Origin of the sequence: Allonocardiopsis opalescens (genome assembly GCF_003002095.1) — a bacterium.
Taxonomy (GTDB): Bacteria; Actinomycetota; Actinomycetes; order Streptosporangiales; family Streptosporangiaceae; genus Allonocardiopsis; species Allonocardiopsis opalescens.
The window spans coordinates 485,882-505,786 of the sequence record NZ_PVZC01000006.1; the positions used below are offsets into that span (position 1 = coordinate 485,882).

At 74.5% G+C, this 19,905-nt stretch carries 18 protein-coding genes and 1 riboswitch; of the genes, 7 read left to right on the forward strand and 11 right to left on the reverse strand.

The annotated features are described in order from the left end of the window. Positions 1-183 precede the first annotated feature (183 nt). From CLV72_RS21685 to CLV72_RS21695, 3 genes are all read left to right on the forward strand, one after another. On the forward strand, positions 184-1,023 hold the full coding sequence (locus tag CLV72_RS21685) for a M23 family metallopeptidase (protein WP_106249402.1): 840 nt from the start codon (positions 184-186) through the stop codon (positions 1,021-1,023). 188 nt (positions 1,024-1,211) lie between these two features. Further along, positions 1,212-1,634, forward strand: a complete 423-nt coding sequence (locus CLV72_RS21690) for a DUF6406 domain-containing protein (RefSeq protein ID WP_106249404.1) — start codon at positions 1,212-1,214, stop codon at positions 1,632-1,634. A gap of 76 nt (positions 1,635-1,710) precedes the next feature. Then, positions 1,711-3,258, forward strand: coding sequence for a long-chain-fatty-acid--CoA ligase (locus CLV72_RS21695; protein ID WP_106249406.1), 1,548 nt, complete (start codon positions 1,711-1,713; stop codon positions 3,256-3,258). A 71-nt stretch (positions 3,259-3,329) separates the two neighbouring features. On the opposite strand, the gene ggt is transcribed toward CLV72_RS21695, so the two are convergent. The 4 genes from ggt to CLV72_RS21715 all read right to left on the reverse strand — a co-directional run bounded on the left by ggt (position 3,330) and on the right by CLV72_RS21715 (position 8,629). Further along, entirely contained in the window at positions 3,330-5,135 is a 1,806-nt protein-coding gene (gene ggt / locus CLV72_RS21700) for a gamma-glutamyltransferase (protein ID WP_245930354.1), read from the reverse strand. Positions 5,136-5,267: 132 nt separating this feature from the next. Further along, positions 5,268-5,789: a hypothetical protein gene (locus CLV72_RS21705; RefSeq protein ID WP_106249409.1), complete on the reverse strand. Its 522-nt coding sequence runs from the start codon at positions 5,787-5,789 to the stop codon at positions 5,268-5,270. A 118-nt stretch (positions 5,790-5,907) separates the two neighbouring features. Further along, positions 5,908-7,182 (reverse strand): SAM-dependent methyltransferase, encoded by a 1,275-nt coding sequence (locus tag CLV72_RS21710; RefSeq protein ID WP_106249678.1) that lies wholly within the window; start codon positions 7,180-7,182, stop codon positions 5,908-5,910. 91 nt (positions 7,183-7,273) lie between these two features. Further along, positions 7,274-8,629, reverse strand: a complete 1,356-nt coding sequence (locus CLV72_RS21715; protein ID WP_211303029.1) for an FAD-binding oxidoreductase — start codon at positions 8,627-8,629, stop codon at positions 7,274-7,276. Between the two features lie 461 nt (positions 8,630-9,090). Between CLV72_RS21715 and CLV72_RS21720 the strand changes: the two genes are divergently transcribed. Next, positions 9,091-9,888: a glutamate racemase gene (locus tag CLV72_RS21720; RefSeq protein ID WP_106249414.1), complete on the forward strand. Its 798-nt coding sequence runs from the start codon at positions 9,091-9,093 to the stop codon at positions 9,886-9,888. Between the two features lie 19 nt (positions 9,889-9,907). Here CLV72_RS21720 and CLV72_RS21725 read toward each other — a convergent pair whose 3' ends face one another. From CLV72_RS21725 to CLV72_RS21735, 3 genes are all read right to left on the reverse strand, one after another. Then, complete coding sequence (locus CLV72_RS21725; RefSeq protein ID WP_106249417.1) at positions 9,908-10,741, reverse strand: hypothetical protein; 834 nt, start codon at positions 10,739-10,741, stop codon at positions 9,908-9,910. Between the two features lie 72 nt (positions 10,742-10,813). Continuing rightward, a complete protein-coding gene (locus CLV72_RS21730; protein WP_106249420.1) occupies positions 10,814-11,161 on the reverse strand; it encodes a peptidase inhibitor family I36 protein in 348 nt (115 codons plus the stop codon). 389 nt (positions 11,162-11,550) lie between these two features. Continuing rightward, positions 11,551-12,852 (reverse strand): aminotransferase class V-fold PLP-dependent enzyme, encoded by a 1,302-nt coding sequence (locus CLV72_RS21735; protein ID WP_106249422.1) that lies wholly within the window; start codon positions 12,850-12,852, stop codon positions 11,551-11,553. 49 nt (positions 12,853-12,901) lie between these two features. Beyond that, positions 12,902-13,026: riboswitch (SAM riboswitch) on the reverse strand. Positions 13,027-13,245: 219 nt separating this feature from the next. Between CLV72_RS21735 and CLV72_RS21740 the strand changes: the two genes are divergently transcribed. Further along, a complete protein-coding gene (locus CLV72_RS21740; protein ID WP_106249425.1) occupies positions 13,246-14,646 on the forward strand; it encodes a GntP family permease in 1,401 nt (466 codons plus the stop codon). Positions 14,647-14,697: 51 nt separating this feature from the next. Here the strand turns inward: CLV72_RS21740 and CLV72_RS21745 are convergent, their stop codons facing one another. The 3 genes from CLV72_RS21745 to CLV72_RS21755 form a co-directional block, all read right to left on the reverse strand. Beyond that, positions 14,698-15,831, reverse strand: coding sequence for a zinc-binding dehydrogenase (locus CLV72_RS21745; RefSeq protein WP_106249427.1), 1,134 nt, complete (start codon positions 15,829-15,831; stop codon positions 14,698-14,700). Then, positions 15,828-16,253: an acyl-CoA thioesterase gene (locus CLV72_RS21750; protein WP_106249429.1), complete on the reverse strand. Its 426-nt coding sequence runs from the start codon at positions 16,251-16,253 to the stop codon at positions 15,828-15,830. Before CLV72_RS21750 ends, CLV72_RS21745 begins: the two co-directional genes overlap by 4 nt. A gap of 68 nt (positions 16,254-16,321) precedes the next feature. Beyond that, positions 16,322-17,098, reverse strand: coding sequence for a FadR/GntR family transcriptional regulator (locus tag CLV72_RS21755; protein WP_106249432.1), 777 nt, complete (start codon positions 17,096-17,098; stop codon positions 16,322-16,324). Between the two features lie 143 nt (positions 17,099-17,241). Here CLV72_RS21755 and CLV72_RS21760 point away from each other — a divergent pair, with 143 nt between their 5' ends. Continuing rightward, positions 17,242-17,787 (forward strand): gluconokinase, encoded by a 546-nt coding sequence (locus CLV72_RS21760; RefSeq protein ID WP_106249435.1) that lies wholly within the window; start codon positions 17,242-17,244, stop codon positions 17,785-17,787. A 27-nt stretch (positions 17,788-17,814) separates the two neighbouring features. Here the strand turns inward: CLV72_RS21760 and CLV72_RS21765 are convergent, their stop codons facing one another. Continuing rightward, positions 17,815-18,780, reverse strand: a complete 966-nt coding sequence (locus tag CLV72_RS21765; protein ID WP_106249474.1) for an LLM class F420-dependent oxidoreductase — start codon at positions 18,778-18,780, stop codon at positions 17,815-17,817. 137 nt (positions 18,781-18,917) lie between these two features. Between CLV72_RS21765 and CLV72_RS21770 the strand changes: the two genes are divergently transcribed. Further along, positions 18,918-19,856 (forward strand): NADP-dependent oxidoreductase, encoded by a 939-nt coding sequence (locus tag CLV72_RS21770; RefSeq protein WP_245930355.1) that lies wholly within the window; start codon positions 18,918-18,920, stop codon positions 19,854-19,856. Positions 19,857-19,905: the final 49 nt, after the last annotated feature.

The following is a 19,905-nucleotide window of genomic DNA, read 5'->3' on the forward strand; positions in this document are numbered from 1 at the left end:
GCGGACGTACCCGGTCGACCGCGGGGATCGCGTGGTCGTGCGTACGCGTGGCGTTATCAGCGCACTATCGGCGCCTATGTCGCTAAATGTACATATGTCATTACACATGGACACCGGTGGATCGGGGAATGAGCGGGCCGTGCCGGCGAGCTGCGCCGGCCGTCCCCCGTTAAGGAGTCCCCCATGCCCCATCGGCTCGGTCGCCTGCTCAGACCCGGTCGTCACGCACTCCTGGCCGCCGCGGCGGCCGCCGCCCTGGTCGTCGGACCGCTCGCCCTGGCCGCCCCCGCCACGGCGACGACCGCCACCGCGACGGCCTCGGCCACCGCCCTGGCCCGCCCCAACTTCCAGACCCCGCTCGCCTGCGGCGAGACGTGGAACGCCAACACCCGCACCAACCACAACCCGCAGAACTCGGTGGACTTCCAGCGCTCCGGCGCCCTGGGCCGCGCCACCCTCGCCAGCGCCTCGGGCACGGTCACCACCGTGCGCGACCTGGGCGGCACCAGCTACGGCCGGTACATCGTCATCGACCACGGCGACGGCTGGACCTCCCTGTACGCGCACCTCGCCTCCTTCAACGTGAGCGTCGGGCAGCGGGTCACCGTCGGGCAGCGGATCGGCAGCGTCGGCAGCACCGGCGGGTCCACCGGGCCCCACCTGCACTACGAGCAGCGGTCGGGCGGGAGCGCGGTGCGGGTCATCGTCAACGGCCTCGCGATCCGCTACTTCGGGAACACCACCGTGACCAGCAGCAACGGCTGCGGAGGCGGCGGCGAGGCGACGGGCACGGTGCGCACCGCGGGCCCGGCGCTGACCGTGCGCGCCCAGCCGACCACCGCCTCGGCCGCCGTCGGCTCCCGCGCCAACGGCTCGACGGTGACCATCCAGTGCCAGGTCCGCGGCCAGTCGGTCACCGGCACCTACGGCACCAGCGACCTGTGGGACTACATCGGCAGCGGCTACATCGCCGACGCCTACGTCTACACCGGCTCCGACGGCCAGGTCGCCCCGACCTGCTGACCGAAGCCGCTCGCACACGGCGTGCCGGGAGGCGGAAGCGCGCCTCCCGGCACGCCCGGGGTCGGGGACGGCCGCAAGCCCTGCGGCCGCGGGGCGATCGCGCGGCAGACGGCGGGGACGGCAACGGGCACCCCGCCAAGATGCAACAATCTGGTCGCGAGACTGTCAGCGACGCCATCGGGGGGACCATGCACAGCAAGCACGCGAAGCGCACGCGCCTCGGCCTCGGGTCCGCCGGCCGGCCGTTCACCCTGGCCGCCGCGGCCGCCGTTTGCGCCGCCGGCCTGGCGGGCTGCGGCACGCCGCCCGAGGACGTGGACGAGAGCAGCGCGCAGGTGGAGCCGGTGCCGCGGATGAGCGACGACGGCTTCATCCGGCTCGACTCCGAGCTGCCCCACACCCTCGACGGCGGCGGCACTGTGGAGATCACCGGTGCCTCGGGCGGCTCCGAGGCCGAGATCGAGGTCACCGAGAACGGCTCGACCACCGAGCACACCCTCGCCTTCGGCGACACCGTCGAGATCGGCGGCGCGCAGTGGCGGGTCTCCGAGCTGGCCATCGACGAGTCCGAGCCGCCGGTCGTCTCGATCGTCCTCACCCCGGCGGGCTGATCGCGGGCAGCGTGACGTACGTCTCCCGATGGAGTAGAAACGGGGCAAGTACCCGTCGGTAACTCCAGGAGGCGCGATGACCAACCTCGCCGTCGTTCTCGAAGACAGCGCCCGGCAGGAACCCGACCGCGAGGCGGTGGTCTTCGGCGAACTCCGCCTCAGCTACGCGCTGGTGGACGCGCTCGCCAACCAGGTGGCGAACCTGCTGGTCTCCCGGGGCGTCCGGCGCGGCGACAAGGTGGCGCTGGCCTGCCCGAACCTGCCCTACTTCCCCTTCGTCTACTTCGGCGCGCTGAAGATCGGCGCCACGGTGGTGCCGCTGAACGTGCTGCTCACCGCCAGGGAGATCGCCTACCATCTGGACGACTCCGACGCGGTCGCGCTGTTCTGCTTCGAGGGCACCCCCGAGCTGCCGCTGGGGCAGCGCGGCTGGGAGGGCTTCCAGCAGGCCGAGCGGTGCGAGCACTTCATCGCGCTGCCCGCGTCGGCGGGCGCAAGGGAGTCGGCGATCGAGGGCGCGGAGAGCCTGTGGGCGGCGCTGGACGGCCAGAGCCCGGTCTTCGCGACCGTCGAGACGGAGCCGCAGGACACCGCGGTGATCCTGTACACCAGCGGCACCACCGGCAGACCCAAGGGCGCGGAGCTGTCGCACCTGAACATGCTGATGAACGCCATGGTCTCCGACACCATGTTCGAGCGGAAGACCGACGGCGGCCAGGACGTCTACCTCGCGGTGCTGCCGCTGTTCCACTCCTTCGGCCAGACCGTGGTGCTCAACGCCGGCTTCCTGCGGCGCGGGCGGCTGGTGCTGCTGCCGCGCTTCGACGCCTCGGCCGCGCTGGACCTGATGGAGCGCGAGGGCGTCACCCTCTTCGCCGGCGTGCCGACGATGTTCTGGGGGCTGCTCAACGCCGCCGAGGGGCGCGACGCGGCGGCGGCCGCCAAGGAGCTGGCCACCGCGGTGTCCGGCGGCTCGCCGATGCCGCTGGAGGTGCTGCGCGCCTTCGAGGCGGCCTTCGGCGTGACCGTCCTGGAGGGCTACGGCCTCTCGGAGACCAGCCCGGTCGCCTCGTTCAACCAGTACACCCGCCCCACCAAGCCCGGCACGATCGGCTTCCCGATCTGGGGTGTCCAGATGAAGCTGGTCGGGCCCGACGGCGAGGAGGTCACCGAGGGGCCGGGCGAGATCGCGGTGCGCGGCCACAACGTGATGAAGGGCTACTACAAGCGCCCCGAGGCGACCGCCGAGGTGCTGCGGGACGGCTGGCTGCGCACCGGCGACATCGCCACCCGCGACGCCGACGGCTACTACACGATCGTGGACCGCGCCAAGGACCTGATCATCCGCGGCGGCTTCAACGTGTACCCGCGCGAGGTCGAGGAGGTGCTGATGACCCACCCCGGGGTCAGCCTCGCCGCCGTCGTCGGCGTACCGCACGAACAGCACGGCGAGGAGGTCAAGGCCTTCGTGATCCGCACCGCGGACTCCGGCCTCACCGAGGAGGAGCTGATCGCCTGGGCCAGGGAGAACATGGCCGCCTTCAAGTACCCGCGCACGGTGGAGTTCCGCGACGCGCTGCCGATGACGGCGACCGGCAAGATCCTCAAGCGCGAGCTGCGCTGAGGATCCGCGCGTCCGCCGGGCGCCGCCGCGGGCCTGCCCCCGCGGCGGCGCCCGGCGGACGGACGCGGCCGCTAGCTGCGCGGGCTGGGCACCCGCACGGCGGCGTGGCCGCCGCCGCGCCGCTCCGGCTCGGCCACCGCCCGCACCCGGTGCCGGGAGAGGAACTCCAGCGCGGCTGCGGCGCCGATCTCGGCGGTGGGGTTGAAGCTGTGGCCGAGTCCGGCGAGCCGCTGGCCGGCCGGGCTCGCCACGAAGGCGGGCTCGGCGTCGGTGCGGGCGCCGTTGCGCTGGGAGGCGCGCGGCGCGGCGACCGCCTCGGGCAGCGAGTGGCCGAGGTCCACCCGGTTGACCAGGGTCTGCGCCACGGTGGTGATGATGGTGGCGCCGCCGGGGCTGCCCAGGGCCAGCCAGGGGCGCCCGTCGTCGACCACGATGGTCGGCGCCATGCTGGAGCGCGGCCGCTTGCCCGGGGCGGGCAGGTTGGGGTCGCCGGCCACGGCCGGGGCGAAGTTGAAGTCGGTCAGCTCGTTGTTGAGCAGGAAGCCGCGGCCCGGCACGGTGATGCCCGAGCCGCCGGTCTGCTCGATGGTGAAGGTGTAGGAGACGACATTGCCCCACACGTCGCTGGTCACCAGGTGCGTGGTGGAGGTGCCCTCGGCGCCCTCGGGCGCGATGGCGCCGGCCGGCTCGGGGCAGCCGCCGCCGGCGCCGGCGGGGTCGCCGGCCGGGACGGGGGCGGGCAGCGGCGCGGCCGGGTCGATCAGGCAGGCGCGCTCGGCGGCGAACTCGTCGGACAGCAGCCCCTGCACCGGCACGTCGACGTAGGCGGGGTCGCCCACGTACGCGTTGCGGTCGGCGAAGGCCAGCTTGGTCGCCTCCAGGTAGCGGTGCAGGGCGTCGGCGTCGGACAGCTCGCCGAGCTCGAAGGTCTCCAGGATGTTCAGCGTCTCGGCGACGGCGATGCCGCCCGAGGACGGCGGCGCCATGCCGTACACGTCCAGCCCCCGGTACTCGCTGTGCACCGGCTCGCGGTCGACGGCCTCGTACCCGGCCAGGTCCTCGGTGGTCAGCAGGCCCGGGCGGGCGTTGCGGTCGGAGGCGGGGTCCAGCGGCGGCTCCTGGACGGTGGCGGCGATGTCCTCGGCGATGGGGCCGGAGTAGACCGCCTCGGCGCCGTGCCGGGCGAAGGCGCGGTAGGTGTCGGCCAGGTCGGGGTTGCGCAGCACCGTACCGGGCTCGGGCGGCGCGCCCTCGGGCATGAACAGCTCGCGGGTGGCCGGGAAGTCGGCGAAGCGCTCGGCGTTGGCGGCGGTCTGCTGCTGGAAGGTGGCGTCGACGGTGAAGCCCTCCTCGGCCAGCCGGATGGCCGGGCGCATCACCTCGTCCAGGTCCGAGCGGCCCCAGCGCTCGACGGCGCGCTCCCAGGTGTCGGGGGTGCCGGGCGCGCCGACGCTGAGGCCGGAGGTGACGGCCTCGGCGAAGGGGATCGGGGTGCCGTCCTCCAGGAAGGCGTCCTCCTCCATGGCGGCCGGGGCGGTCTCGCGGCCGTCGATGGTGTGCACCTCGCCGCTGCGGGCGTCGTAGTAGACGAAGAAGCCGCCGCCGCCGATCCCGCCGGAGTAGGGCTCGGTCACCCCGAGAGCGGCCGCCGCCGCGACCGCGGCGTCCACCGCGTTCCCGCCGCGGCGCAGCAGCTCGATGCCGGCCCGGGTGGCGTCGGGGTCCACGGTCGCGACCGCCCCGCCGTAGCCGGTGGCCACCGGCGCCCGGTCCGGCGGCGCCGGCGCGGGATCGGCCGCGGCGCCGGGCGCCGTGCCGACCGCCGAGAGCAGTAGGGTGCCGACCGCCAGGGCGGCGAGCCGTCTTGATGCGCGCACTGCGACCTCCCGTCGAAGAGCGCCGTCCGCGGGTGCGGAGTCTCGCGCTCGGATAGATCCTCTGATGCGGCGGGAGACTACTCAAGCTCGCGCGGCGGCGGGCTTCGCGGCGCCGGGGCGCCCGTGGCCGGGCTACTCCCGGTCCGCGTCCGGCGGCTCGTCGACGATGCCGGTGGCGATGCGCAGTGTGGCGAGCAGCTCGGCCGGGCGGTACACCTCCCCGCCCAGGCCGGCCGCGTAGGCGGCCAGCATGTGCAGCAGGATGGTGTCGTCGCCGTTGGTCAGCTTCGTCGCCTCCTCGACGTCGCCGTCGGCGAAGGCCGCCATCGACGCCACCACGGCGAACTCGTGCTCGGGCTCCAGGATGCCGGCGATGGTGGAGCCCACCGCGGTGCGCGCGTCCTCCGGGCCCCAGACCACCCCGGCCTCGCGGGCCCGCAGGGTCAGGAAGGACGCCAGGATCTTCAGCTCCGAGCCCACCCCCGGGGACGCGGTGGGCTCGATCCGGCCGACCACCGCGCGCACCGCGCCGGGGTCGCGGCTGGTGTAGGCGGCGATCAGCTCGATCGCGAGCCGCTTGTCGGCCTCCTTGCCGTCGGCGTGCGCGCCGCCGGTGTTCCGTCCCGCGTCGCCGCTTCCGCTGCCCTCTGCCATGCCCTGCCTCCTCCGGTGCCGCCCGTGCGGATGCCGCCGGCGCGCGGGCCGCCGGGTGCGCGCCCCGGGCGCACCCGGCGCCGCGCACACCGGCAATGTTCCCACGCGGAGCGGACGATCACCCGCCGGTGTCCGGCTCGAAGCGCGGCCGCAGCTCGAAGCCGGACGCGGCCCGCTCGCCGAGCTTCACGCCCAGGATCTGGTGCAGCTGCACGACGTTGCGCTCGAAGCCCAGCCGGCTGCCCGCCATGTACAGCCGCCACACCCGGGCGGTGCCCCGGCCGACCTCGGCGACCGCGTCGTCCCAGCGCTCGTCCAGGTTCGCGCACCAGTGGGTGAGGGTCTTGGCGTAGTGCTCGCGCAGGTTCTCCAGGTGGCGCACCTCGAAGCCCGCGTCGGTCATCCGGCTGACCAGGTAGCCGGGCGCCTCCAGCTCGCCGTCGGGGAAGACGTAGCGGTTGATGACGCCGTCGGCGTTCATGCTGGGTTCGTCGTCGCGGGCGCGGGTGATGCAGTGGTTGAGCAGCCGCCCGCCCGGGCGCAGCTTGGCGTAGAGCGAGGAGAAGTAGGCGGGCAGGTTGGCCTTGCCGATGTGCTCGGTGAGCCCGATGGAGCTGACGGCGTCGAAGTTCCCCTCCGGCACGTCGCGGTAGTCCAGGTGGCGCACCTCGGCGAGTTCGCCCAGCCCGCGCTCGGCGATGGTCTTCTGCGCCCACTCGGCCTGCTGCTTGGACAGGGTGACGCCGATCGCGCGCACGCCGTAGTGCTCGGCCGCGTGCATCACCATGCCGCCCCAGCCGCAGCCCACGTCCAGCAGGCGCATGCCCTCGGTGAGCCCGAGCTTCCTGGCCACCAGGTCGTGCTTGTGGAACTGCGCCTGCTCCAGGGTGGCGTCCTCGGCCGGGTAGGCGGCGCAGGTGTAGGCCATGGACGGGCCCAGCACCATCTCGTAGAAGGCGTTGGAGACGTCGTAGTGGTGGGAGATGGCCTCGGCGTCGCGCCCCTTGGTGTGGCGGCGCAGCCCGCGGCCGAGCAGCCGGGTCCTGCGCATCTCCTGGGGCGGCGGCGGGACGCGGTTCACCAGCTTCACCCAGCCGACCGCGCGCAGCATTTTCAGCCGCTGCGACAGCGGGATCTCGTCGGACGACGCCATGTCCCACATGGACGCCAGCGCCGTGTACATGTCGCCCTCGAGGTCGAGGTGGCCGGACACGTAGGCCCGCGCCAGGCCGAGGGCGCCCGGCGCCTGCGCCAGGTAGTTCACCGCGACCGGCGTGCGCACCACCATCGTGATCTCGGCGTCGGGCCTGCCCGCGCTACTGCCGTCGTAGGCGCGGAACCGGACCGGCGCCTCCGATCCGGCTACCTGTTCGAATACATCAGCGAGTCGCACCATCGTTCCTTTCCCGTCGGCCCGCGCCCGGCGCCCCCACGCCGGGTGCCGGCCCGCGCCCCCTCGCGGGGCACGGGCCGGGGCGGCGCGGCTACCGGTCCTGCACGCACTTGGCGTAGAGGTCCAGCAGCCGTTCGTCCGGGTCATAAGCGCGCTTGAGCCGCCAGTAGGCGTCTCCGTTGTAGAGGCGCCAGAATTCCTCGGCGTCGTAGAACGCCTCGGAGTACAGGGACTTGTGCCCGCCCAGCCTGCTCACCTCGGCCTCGACCAGGCGGTTGTGGTGGCCCTCCGGCCGGTCGGGGCGGCTCGGCACCCCGCCCCAGAAGCCGAAGTTCACGTACAGCCGGTCGTACTCCAGCGGGTAGAGCGGCCACGGTTCGGGCTCGCGCAGCCGCAGCGGGCACATCCAGATCGGGGCCATCCCGATCTCGCGGTGGAAGAAGTCCAGGAACTCGGCGCCGCGGTCGGCCGTCACCTCGATGTCCTGGATGACGGGCTCGGGCGGCGCCTGACCGCGCAGCCGCGCCACCCGGGCGCTCAGGCCGTACCTGCGGTCGAGGGCGACCGCCTTGCGGTAGACGTCGCTGCGCAGGTAGCGGCGCGGCACCACTGAGCGCACCAGCGGGTTCTGCACGCCCAGCGCCTTGGAGCACCAGAACCAGTCGGTGTCCCAGCGCCACAGGTAGTCGTGCACGGTGAGGTAGTCGTCGGCCGCGGCGGCGCCGTTGTTGGCGATGGAGCGGTAGTAGATGCGGCGGCCGGTGTAGTCGCTGGTCCAGGGCGCCTCGTCGGTGAACGCGGCCAGGGTGATGTACAGCTCGCCGGGGGCGAAGACCGTGCCGTCGATGAAGTCGACGGGCTCGCCGTCGTACCGGCGGTCGGCGCAGATCCGCTCGAAGGCGGCCATGGCCTCGTCGGCGCCGGTGAACCGCAGGTGGCGCAGGTGCACGTAGGGCTTGACCGGCTCCAGGTCGATGGTGAGCCGCACGGCGTAGCCGAGGGTGCCGTAGGAGTTGGGAAAGCCGCGGAACAGCTCGCGGTGCTCATTGTCCGGGCGGGCGGTGACGACCTCGCCGGCGCCGGTGAGAACGTCGATCTCGCGGACGGACTCGTGCGGGAGGCCGTTGCGGAAGGAGCTGGACTCGATGCCCAGGCCGGTGACGGCGCCGCCGAGGGTGATGGTCTTCAGCTGCGGCACCACCAGCGGCATCAGGCCGTGCGGCAGGGTGGCCGCGACCAGGTCCTCATAGGTGGTCATGCCCTGGACCTCGGCGGTGCGGGCGTCCGGGTCGACGCCGAGCACGCGGTTCAGGGCGCCGACGTCGAGGCCGGCCGGGCGCCTGGCTCGGTCGCGCGCGCCGGCGTCGCGGAAGCGGAACAGGTTGGAGGTGCGCTTGGCGAGCCGCACGGGGGCACCCGGCGGGATCGCGGCGTAGGAGGCCAGCAGGGTGTCGACGGCGCGGCGGTGCGCGGCCGCCGACGGCGGTGGGGCCGCTCCTCCGGTGCTGGTCGCCGGCTCTCCGTTCGTGGCTCGATCGACCACCGTGCCCGCCTCCGCTCGCCCGGCCCGCCAGGATCTGCTGCGCTCCAGCCCGAATCAGCTGTCACCGTATCGCCGGTAATGACCGAAATCCAGCTGCTTTTCGGGCGGACTGCCTGCGGACTATACGCTCCGCCGCACCCTCCTTACCCACGGCGCGCCGTCCAGGCACCCGTCCGCCGAGTGGGGCGCGTCACCTGGTCAGAGCCCTGATCCGCCCGCGGCGGCACCTGTGCGGGCGGCGCCGGCGGGGGCGCGCCCGCCGCGCCGGGCGGCGCGTACCCCGTCAACTCGCCGCACCGGCGGCCCGGACCCTGCGGGCGCGCCGGAATCCGCGGCGGCGGGCGGCGAAGGTGCACAATGGTCCGGTGCGCATCGCTCTGATCGACTCGGGACTCGGCCTGCTGTCGACCGCCGCCGCGCTGCGGCGGGCCCGGCCCGACGCCGACCTGGTGCTGTCGATGGACCCCGACCACATGCCCTGGGGGCCGCGCACCCCGGCCGACGTCGCCGAGCGGGCCCTCGCCGGCGCCCGCGCCGCGCTGCCGTACCGGCCCGACGCGCTCGTGGTGGCCTGCAACACCGCGTCGGTGCACGCGCTGGACCGGCTGCGGGCGGAGTTCGAGCCCGGCGTCCCGGTGATCGGCACGGTGCCGGCCGTCAAGCCGGCCGCCGCCACCGGCGGGCCGGTCGCCGTCTGGGCCACCCCGGCCACCACCGGCAGCGCCTACCAGCGCGAGCTGATCGAGCGCTTCGCCGCCGGCGTGCCGGTGGCCGCCGTCGCCTGCCCGGGGCTGGCCGAGGCGGTGGAGTCGGCCGACTCCGAGCGGATCGACGCGGCCGTGGCCGACGCGGCGGGGCGCAGCCCGGCCGACACCGCCGTGGTCGTGCTCGGCTGCACCCACTACGACCTGGTCCAGGACCGCATCGTCTCCGCCTTCGCCCGGCCGGTGGCGCTGATGACGGCGGCGGGCGCCGTGGCCGCCCAGACCCTGCGCCGCCTCGGCGCGCGGCCCGAGCCCGACGCCGCGCCGACCGGCGCCCTCACCGTCCTGGCCAGCGGCCGGGCCGCCGGCTTCCCCGAGCGGGCCGCCGGCTACCCGGCCGCCTGCGCGCTCACCACCGCCCAGCCGCTGAGCCGGTCCGCCGCCCGCCCGTCGCACTGAGACACGCGTGCCATGGCGTTCACATGAGCTCGTCGATCACCCTGCGGGCGGCGTCGAGTTCGGCGTTGTTGACGTCCAGGAAGTGCTCGAAGTCCTCGGGGTGAGCGGCGATGAGCGCGCGCTGGATCCGCGCCTCCGCCGCGGACCACACCGTGACCAGGCCGGTCTCGTGCTTGCAGCTCACGTCGGCCTGGGCGACGGCGATCTCCTGCGGCGACGGTCGAGGCCCCTCCGCCCAGGCGGGGTCGTCCGATGCGTCGAACGGATGCGAGTAGCGGAAGCCGGCGTCCCGCATGCAGGCGCTCCAGTCCGCGAAGACCTCCACGACGGCGGGGGCACGCTCGGACTCGTCGAACGTGGCGCTGGAGTAGTCGTTCATGTCCGGTCCGCCGGCCGGCTCGGGCACATCCTCGCGAAGCCGTTCGTATGCCTGGTCGAGACAGCCGTTGTTGTCGTGCTCAGTGCCCAGGGCCGCGCGCCGCTCGGCGGCCGGGAGCCGCTCGCGGCGCTCCCACACCTCGTCACGGGCGACCAGCTCCGGCGGCCGCACGAAGACGTAGCCGTGGCTGGCGGCGAGCCGCGGTTCGAAGAGTCCGTAGCGGCGGTGGTTGAGCGGGGCGACATCCTCATCCGGGAGCGGCGGCAGCAGCTCCCAGTCGAAGCCGAGATCACGCATGCACTCGGCGGCGAGGAGGTCCGCGGCGTACTCGATCGTGTGGTGGTCGAGCCGAGAGAGCTCGTAATCGTCGAAGGGCAGGGACGGGACTTCGGTGAGCTGAGCGGGCGGTGCGCAGCCCACGACGCCCACGACACAGGCCACCGAGAGCAGCTTCAGGGAACGTGACAGCGACACGGCCGGCGATCCTCCACGAACTGAGCGGCCGGTGGGCGACGCCGACGAGTTCGGCGCCGCCCGTTCAATCCGCTATGAGAAATCGATGGAACTGGCGATGTTGTCGAAACCATTGTTGGTCAGGTCATCGTCTTCGGAGTTGGGCCGCGCGTAGTAGTCATCGCCTGCATAGTTGGCGTGCTCGTACATCGTGACCCCGCGGTTCTCGTTGTTCCTCATCGAGCTGATGTTGTCGTTAACGTTGCCTCCGGAGTCGTTCCAGACGTTGTTGAACAGGTTCGAATCGTCGCCGGTGAAGTTTTCGCTCCTGCCGCCCTGGTCGTCGTGTTCATAGACCCAGAAGTCGGCGGACGCGGGGCCGACCAGCCCGGCGAAGCCCAGCGCCACGACTCCGACGACCACACTCAACCTGCGCCACATACGAGCAGCTCCCTCCGTGGGCAAGGGGTCCGGCCGCCTCGAGACCGAGGCGACTTCACGGGCCCCCACAGCATCAAGAAAAGCGCGATAACACGCCAGAAAATGATCAACCAATATGATCACGGACGCGCCGGCAATCATGCCCGACCGCCCAAGTAGACATTAGGGCAATCATTCTCGGAATACAGCCCTTGACTTCTCTTGCCCACTATGGTGCCGGAACCCCGGACGCCGCCCCCCGGGTCTGCGAAGAATGATCAATTCCGGGATTTCGATCAGTTCATTTGGGCCGGATCGACATATTTACGAAAAACCGCATTCGACCCATGGCCACCAGCCGGCCACCTCGTGGCTTCCGGACGCGTCCTACCAGCGCGCGGCGGCGCGGCCTAGCGGCCCACCGGGGCCGGACGGCCGCTGTCGTCGGGCGCGTAGGTCCAGGCGGGGCCGTCGGCGGCCAGGGTGCGGACGGCGGCCACCAGGCGGTCGACGTGCTCGGCGGTGGTGCCCAGGCCGATGCTGGCGCGCACGGCGGTGGCGGCGCCGGGCGGCAGCAGGCGGCGGGTGAGCGGGTGGGCGCAGAACAGGCCGTCGCGCACGCCGATGCCGTGCTCGGCCGAGAGGGCGGCGGCGAGCAGGTCGGCGGGCAGGCCGTCGACGCTGAAGGCGGCGATGCCGACCCGGTCGCGCTCAGGCGCCCACAGGCTCAGTTCCGTTACCCCGGGCACCGCGGCCAGGCCGCGCCGCAGCCGGTCGAGCAGCTCGCGCTCACGGGCGGCGATCCGCTCGCGGCCGGTGCGCACCAGGGCGGCGCAGGCGGCGGCGAGGGCGTGCGCGCCGATGACGTTGGGGCTGCCGGCCTCGTGCCGCTCGGGGCCCTCGTGCCACTCGGTGCGCGCCCCGACGGAGCGGGTGGCCCCGCCGCCGCGCAGGTACGGCGGTGCGGCGCGCAGCCAGTCGGCCCGGCCCGCCAGCACGCCCGCGCCGAAGGGCGCGTACAGCTTGTGCCCGGACAGAGCGACGTAGTCGACGCCCAGCGCCTGGATGTCGACGGGGCGGTGCGGCGCGAGCTGCGCGGCGTCGAGCACGGTGCGCGCCCCCTCGGCACGCGCGGCGGCGGCCAGCTCGGCGACCGGCCACAGCTCGCCGGTGACATTGGAGGCGCCGGTGACGCACAGCAGCCGGGGGCCGGGGGCGGCCGTGCGCAGCGCGGCCCTGGCGGCGCGCACCGCCTCGCCGGGGCCGGCCGGGGCGGGCAGCCGCCGCACCGCGGCGGCCGTGCCCTCCCAGGGCAGCAGCGCGGCGTGGTGCTCGGTCTCGAAGACCACCACGGTGCAGCCCGCGGGCAGGGCGTGCGCCAGCAGGTTGAGCGCGTCGGTGGTGTTGCGGACGAACACGACCTGGTCGTCGGCGCGGGCGCCGACGAAGCCGGCCAGCGCGGCCCTGGCCGCCTCGTAGCGCCCGGTGCTGATCCGCGAGGCGTACCCGGCGCCCCGGTGCACGCTGGCGTAGGTGGTCAGGGCGTCGTCGACGGCGGCCTTCACCTCGGCCAGACAGGGGGCGCTGGCGGCGTAGTCCAGATTGGCGTACTCGGCCTCGCCGCCGGTGGCCAGCGGCACCCGCAGTCCCGCGCCGACCACGGCGGGCGGCCGGAAGGCCGGAGCGGGGCGCGATTCGAGGGTGACGGACATGGGGGCACCTCCACGGAGTCGGGGACTCCGGGAGCACCGCGCCGCCGGGAGTCCGCGCTTGCCTGACGCCCGCCTCGGCGGCGGCGTCTCGACCTGGTCCTCACCCGGGGCACCCCGCCGCGGACGGAGGGTTGCCGGCCAGCGAGCCGGGGCTTGGCGCTGGCACTCATGACCTGCCGCCGAGTATAAGCATGCGCCGGGCGCACGACGACCCGCCGCCGTGCGTCCCGCGTCCTACGCGGCCGCGCGTAACCGCACGGCAACAATCGGGCACCGCCCTCTTGTTTTGGTATCACCATTTGTGCAGAGTGGGCAGACGCCAATCGGAGCCAGGCCGTCGCCGTCCCCCACACCCCGTTGGCACGGCCTCCTCCCTCCGTCCGAGGAGTCCGCGTGGAAGAGACCGTCGAGCCCGCTCTGGGCACCGTTCCGCTGCTGGCCATCGCGGCCGGTGCCATCGTCCTGCTGCTGTTCCTGATCATCCGGCTGCGCCTGCACGCCTTCGTCGCACTGGTGCTGGTCAGCCTGCTGACCGCGATCGCCACCCTGATCCCGCCCGCCGAGATCGTGCCCACCCTGCTCGACGGCTTCGGCGGAACACTGGCCAGCGTCGCCCTGCTCGTCGGGCTCGGCGCGATGATCGGCCGGCTGCTGGAGGTCACCGGCGGCGCCGAGGTGCTGGCCAATACGCTGATCAACCGCTTCGGCGAGCGCCGCGCCCCGCTGGCGCTCGGCATCGCCTCGCTGCTGTTCGGCTTCCCGATCTTCTTCGACGCCGGCCTGGTGGTGATGCTGCCGATCATCTTCAGCGTCGCCAGGCGCTTCGGCGGCTCCGTGCTGACCTACGCGCTGCCCGCGGCGGGCGCCTTCGCGGTGATGCACGCCTTCGTCCCGCCCCACCCGGGCCCGGTCGGCGCGGCCGAACTGCTGCAGGCCGACATCGGCCTGGTCGTCATCGTCGGCACGCTGATCGCGATCCCCACCTGGTACCTGGGCTCCTACCTGTTCGGCCTCGCCACCGGCAGGCGGTTCGTGCTGCCGGTGCCGCCGGTCAGCGCCTCGGCCGGCTCCGACACCGGGGACGGCGAGGCCGAGGGCGCGCGCCGGCTGCCCTCGTTCGGCACCGTGCTGTTCATCCTGCTGCTGCCGATGCTGCTGATCTTCCTCAACACCGGCCTGAACGCGCTGTCGGTCGCCGGGGTGGTCGACGGCGAGCGGTTCTGGGTGCAGGCGCTGCGGGCCGTGGGCGAGACGCCGGTCGCGCTGCTGATCACCACGCTGGTCAGCCTGGTGCTGCTCGGCACCGGCCGGCGCAGCCTGGCCCAGCTGGAGGAGATCCTCAACAGCGCGCTCCCGCCCGTGTGCGCGATCATCCTGATCACCGGGGCGGGCGGCATGTTCGGCGGTGTGCTGCGGGCCAGCGGGATCGGCGCCGCCCTGGCGTCCAGCCTGGAGGCGACCGGCCTGCCGGTCATCGTGGCGGCCTTCGTGATCGCCACCTGCCTGCGGGTGGCGCAGGGCTCGGCCACGGTGGCGCTGACCACTACGGCCGGCCTGATCGCGCCCACCGTGGAGGCCACCGGCGGGCTGACCGGCTTCGACCTGGCGCTGATCGTGATCGCCATCGCCTGCGGCGCCACGGTGCTCTCGCACGTCAACGACTCGGGCTTCTGGCTGGTCGGCCGCTTCCTCGGCATGGACACCGCCACCACCCTGAAGACCTGGACCGTGATGGAGACCCTGCTCGGCACGATCGGCTTCGCCATCGCCTTCGTGCTCAGCCTGCTGCTGTAGCGCCGCGCTCCGCGCCGGTCCGGTCAGGGAGGCCGGGCCGGCGCGTGCGCGTCAGAGCACCACGACCTGGCGCACGGCCGCGCCGCCGGCCAGCCGGTCGAAGCCGGTGTTGAGCTCGTCCAGCCCGATCCGGCCGGAGATCAGCTCCGGCACCGGCAGCAGGCCCGCCCGGTACATGGCGACGAAGCGCGGCACATCGCGGCGCGGCACGCAGGAGCCCAGGTAGCTGCCGCGCAGGGTGCGCTCCTCGGCCACCAGGCCCAGCGCCGGGATGCTCAGCATCCGGTCGGCCGGCGGCAGCCCGACGGTCACCGTGGTGCCGCCCGGCCGGGTCGCCTGGTAGGCCTGCGCGAGCACGTGCTCGCTGCCGGTGGTGTCGATCACCTTGTCCGCGCCGCCGGAGGTCAGCTCGCGCACCGCCGCCACCGCGTCCTCGCCGCCGGGCACCTCGTGGGTGGCGCCCAGGCGCAGCGCGGTGGCGCGCTTGGCGTCGACCAGGTCGACGGCGACCAGGACGGCCGCGCCGGCCGCCCGCGCCGCCATCAGCGCGGCCAGCCCGACCCCGCCGAGCCCGAAGACCGCCACCCTCTCCCCCGGCTCCACCCGCGCGCTGTGCAGCACGGCGCCCGCCCCGGTGAGCACGGCACAGCCGAACAGGGCGGCGACGTCGAATGGGAGGTCGGCGTCGACCTTCACCGCCGAGCGCGCCGAGACCACGATGTGCTCGGCGAAGGCCGACACGCCGAGGTGGTGCGCGGGCCGCTCCCCGTCCGCACCCCGCCAGCGCCGCCCGCCGCCCAGCAGGGCCCCGGCGCCGTTGGCGCGCGCCCCCGGCTCGCACAGCGCGGGCCGCCCCGCCAGGCAGGGCGGGCAGCCGCCGCAGGCGGGCACGAAGGACAGCACGACGCGGTCGCCGGCGGCGAACTCGCGCTCGGCGCCGGGCCCGGTCTCGACCACCTCGCCGGCCGCCTCGTGGCCCAGCACCATCGGCACCGGCCGCGGCCGGCGGCCCTCGATCACCGAGAGGTCGGAGTGGCACAGCCCGGCCGCGCCCACCCGGACCAGCAGCTCGCCGGGGCCGGGCGGGTCCAGGTCGAGTTCGGCCGTGCGCAGTGGGCGGGAGTCCGCGTAGGGGGCGGGCAGCCCCATGGTGTCGAGCACGCTCGCGCGCACACCGCGGATCATCGGACCACCAGCTCCTCGAGGGCGCCGCGCAGCGGCCCGGTGACCGGCACCGGGCGCCGGGTGGCGCGGTCGACGAACACGTGCACGAACCAGCCGTCGGCGAGCGGTGTGCCGTCGCGGCGCAGCGCCAGCTCGTAGCGGACGCTGGAGCGGCCCAGGTGCCCCACGCGCAGCCCCACCCGCAGCGTCTCGGGGTAGGCGGCGGGCGCGTGGTAGGCGCAGTGCGACTCCACGCACAGGCCGATGGCGGCGCCGGCGTGGATGTCCAGACCCCCGCGCGCGATCAGCCAGTCGTTGATCACGGAGTCCATGTAGGCGTAGTAGACGGCGTTGTTGACATGGCCGTAGACGTCGTTGTCCGACCAGCGGGTGGGTACGTCGCGCCAGTGCGCGTAGGCGGCTGCTGCGGTCGCGTCATCCACGACGCGACGGTACCCCGCCGCCCGATCCCCCGCCCAGCCGGCCTCCGCGCCCGGCGCCGCGGCGGCGCTCAGCCCGGCCGGCGGTCGAAGGGCCCCGGCTCGCCGGGGGCGATCCGCTCGATCTGCACGCCCACCTCGGCGACGATCTCGCGCATCGCCGCCTCCGCCACGCCCGGCAGCCCCGAGTGCACCGCCGACGCGACCAGGGCGTGCAGCCGCAGCGCCTCGGCGCGGGGGTGCTCGGGCATCAGGTGGTAGGCGGTGCGCCCGGTCAGCACCTCGGCGACCAGCCCGGACAGCCCGGCGAACATCTCGTTGCCCGACTCGCGCAGCAGGATGGCGTGGAACTCGATGTCGTGGCCGAGGAAGGTGTCCAGGTCGCCCGCGTGGCCGGAGGCGGTCATCAGCTCGCCCAGCGCCAGCAGTCGCTCGCGGGCGGCGGGCGAGGCGCGGCGGGCGGCGGCCGCGGCGGCGGGCGGCTCCACGGCGGCGCGCAGCTCGGTGAGCGAGCGCAGCTGGGCCGGGCGGCCCGCCCCGGCCAGCCGCCAGCGGATGAGCTGGGGGTCGAACACGTTCCAGGCCGCGACGGGCCGCACCGTCACCCCGGTGCGCGGGCGGCTGACCACCAGCCGCATCGACTCCAGCACCCGCACCGCCTCGCGGACCACCGTCCGCGACACCTGGAAGCGCCGCTCCAGGCCGTCGAGGGTGAAGGCGTGGCCGGGCGCGTACTCGCCCGCCGCGATGGACGGCCCCAGCTCGGCCAGCACCCGGTTGTGCAGGGTGCGGTGCGGGCCCCGCGCCGCACCGGGCGGCGCGTCGGCGGTCTCCTCGGCTGCGGCCATGCGGTCCCCTCACTCACGGCACCCGGTGCGATGGCGCGGGCACCGCCTCAGCTGCGAGGCTGTCGCGGGTACCGCATCGAATGGTAATACTAATGATGGAGTCCCGGGCACCCCCGACCGGGACCACCAGGAGGTGCGCCCCCATGCCCAGCAGGCACCGGCCCCCGGAAGCCGGCCCCTCGGAGCGGCCGCGGCCCGTCCACCTCATCGTGATGGGCGTGTCCGGCGCGGGCAAGACCACCGTCGGCGAGCTGCTGGCCGAACGGCTCGGCTACCGCTACGCCGAGGCCGACGAGTTCCACCCGCCCGCCAACATCGCCAAGATGGAGCACGGCACACCCCTCGGCGACGCCGACCGGCTGCCCTGGCTGGAGGCGCTGGCCGAGTGGACCGGCCGCCGCGACGCCGAGGGCGTCAGCACGGTGCTGGCCTGCTCGGCGCTCAAGCGCCGCTACCGCGACATCCTGCGCCGCGGCGCCCCCGGCGTCCGCTTCGTGCACCTGGGCGGCAGCCCCGAACTGATCCGGCAGCGCATCACCGCCCGCAAGGGCCACTTCATGCCGGCCGGGCTGCTCGACTCCCAGCTGCGCGACCTCGAACCGCTCGGCGCGGACGAGGACGGCGTCACGGTCGACGTCGGCCCCGGGCCGGAGGAGATCACCGACAAGGTGATCGCGAAACTGCGCTAGCCCCGGCCGCCCGGCGGCGCGGTCCGGTCAGCCGGCCGACGGGGCGAGCCCGCTGATCGCGGCGACGGGGTCGCCGCCCACCGGCAGCAGGGCGAGCACCGGGGTGGTGACGCCGGCCTCGGTGTAGCGGCGCACGTGCTCGCGGCAGCGGGCCGGGGCGCCGTGCACCACGAGGGCGTCCACCACCTCGTCCGGCACGGCCGCCGCGGCGCCCTTGCGGTCGCCCGCCTCCCAGGCCCGCCACATCGGCGCCAGCGCCTCGCCGCGGCCCAGCCACTCGTGGAAGGCCCGGTACACCGGCACGTTGAGGTAGCTCGCGATGACGCGGCGGCCGACGGCGCGGGCCAGCCCGGCGTCCGCGGTGGGGGCGACGAAGATCCGCGCCACCACCTCCTTGCCGGGCCCGCCCGCGTGCACCCGGGCGGCGAGGCCGGGCACGTCCTCGGCGGCCAGCCAGTTCAGCACGGCGCCGTCGCCCTCCCGCCCGGCCAGCCCGAGCATCCCGGCGCGCAGCGCCGCCACCACGATCGGCGGCGGCTCCGGCGGCACCAGGCCCAGGCGGAAGCCGTCGACGGCGAAGGTCTCGTACGCGCGGCCGACCCGCTCGCCCGCCAGCGCCGCGCGCAGGAAGCGCACGGTGTCCCGGACGCGCTGGTAGGGCCGGGTGAACTCCATCCCGTTCCAGCGCTCCACGATGACGTCGGAGGAGGTCCCCACGCCCAGGACGAAGCGGCCGGGCGCCGCCGAGGCCAGCGCGGCGGCCGACTGGGCGATGGTGGCCGCGCCCCGGGTGAACACCGGCACGATGGCCGTGCCGAGCCGCAGCGCGGGCGCCCACGCGGCGGCCAGCGCGAGCGGGGTGAAGGCGTCGGCGCCGCCGGCCTCGGCCGACCACACGTCGGTGTACCCCAGGTCGGGCAGCCGCTCCAGCACCGAGCGCTGCTCGTGCAGCTGCATCCCGTCCAGCGGGATGGTCAGTCCGTACCGTTCCATGGCTCGACCTCTTCTCAATCGGAGTCCGCGGCCGCCCGGGCGGCGCGCGCCCGTGCCTGCGCGCGGCCGGGCGGGCGCGGGGATAGCGTCGGATGGGACCGGCGACCGCCGGTCCGCGAGGAGTGACACCGAGGAGCGTGACGCCCCCGATGCGTGCCGTCGTCTACTACCGCTACGGAGGCCCCGAGGTACTGGAGCCGGCCGAGCTGGCCGAACCCAAGCTCGGACCGGATTCCGTGCTGGTGCGCACCCGGGCGGCCGGGGTGAACCCGGTCGACTGGAAGCTGCGCAGCGGCTACCTGGACACCCTGATCGAGACCCACTTCCCCGTGGTACCCGGCTGGGACCTGGCCGGGGTGGTGGAGCGGGTCGGCCCGGACGTCACCGAGTACGCGCCCGGCGACGAGGTGATCGGCTACGTCCGCGAGGACCACGTGCAGCGCGGCACCCACGCCGAGCTGGTCGCCGCCCCGGTGCGCACGCTGGCCCGCAAGCCGGCCGGCTGCTCGTGGGCGCAGGCGGCGGGCCTCCCGCTGGCCGGGCTCACCGCCTACCAGGCGCTCGGCCGCGGCCTCGGCCTGGCCGAGGGCGAGACCCTGCTGGTGCACGCGGCGGCCGGCGGGGTGGGCTCGCTGGCGGTGCAGATCGCCCGCGCCCGCGGCGCCCGGGTGATCGGCACGGCCGGCCCGGCCAACCACGACTTCCTGCGCGGCCTGGGCGCCGAGCCGGTCGCCTACGGCGAGGGCCTGGCCGAGCGGGTGCGCGAGCTGGCGCCCGGCGGCGTGGACGCCGTACTGGACTCCGTCGGCGGCGAGACCCTGGAGGACTCCGCCGGGCTGCTGGCGGCGAGCGGGCGGCTGGTGTCCATCGCCGACCCCGGCGTCAACGGGATGGGCGGCCGCTACGTGTTCGTCCGGCCCGACACCGCGGACCTGACCGCGCTGGGCGCGCTGGTCGACGAGGGGAAGCTCACCGTCGAGGTGGCCGCGACCTTCCCGCTGGAGCGCACCGCGGACGCCCAGGCGCTCAGCGCCGAGGGGCACACCCGCGGCAAGATCGTGGTCGAGCTCGGCTGAGCCGCGCCCGGCGGTCCGGACGGCGGGGGCCCGCGCCGCCGCCGTCCGG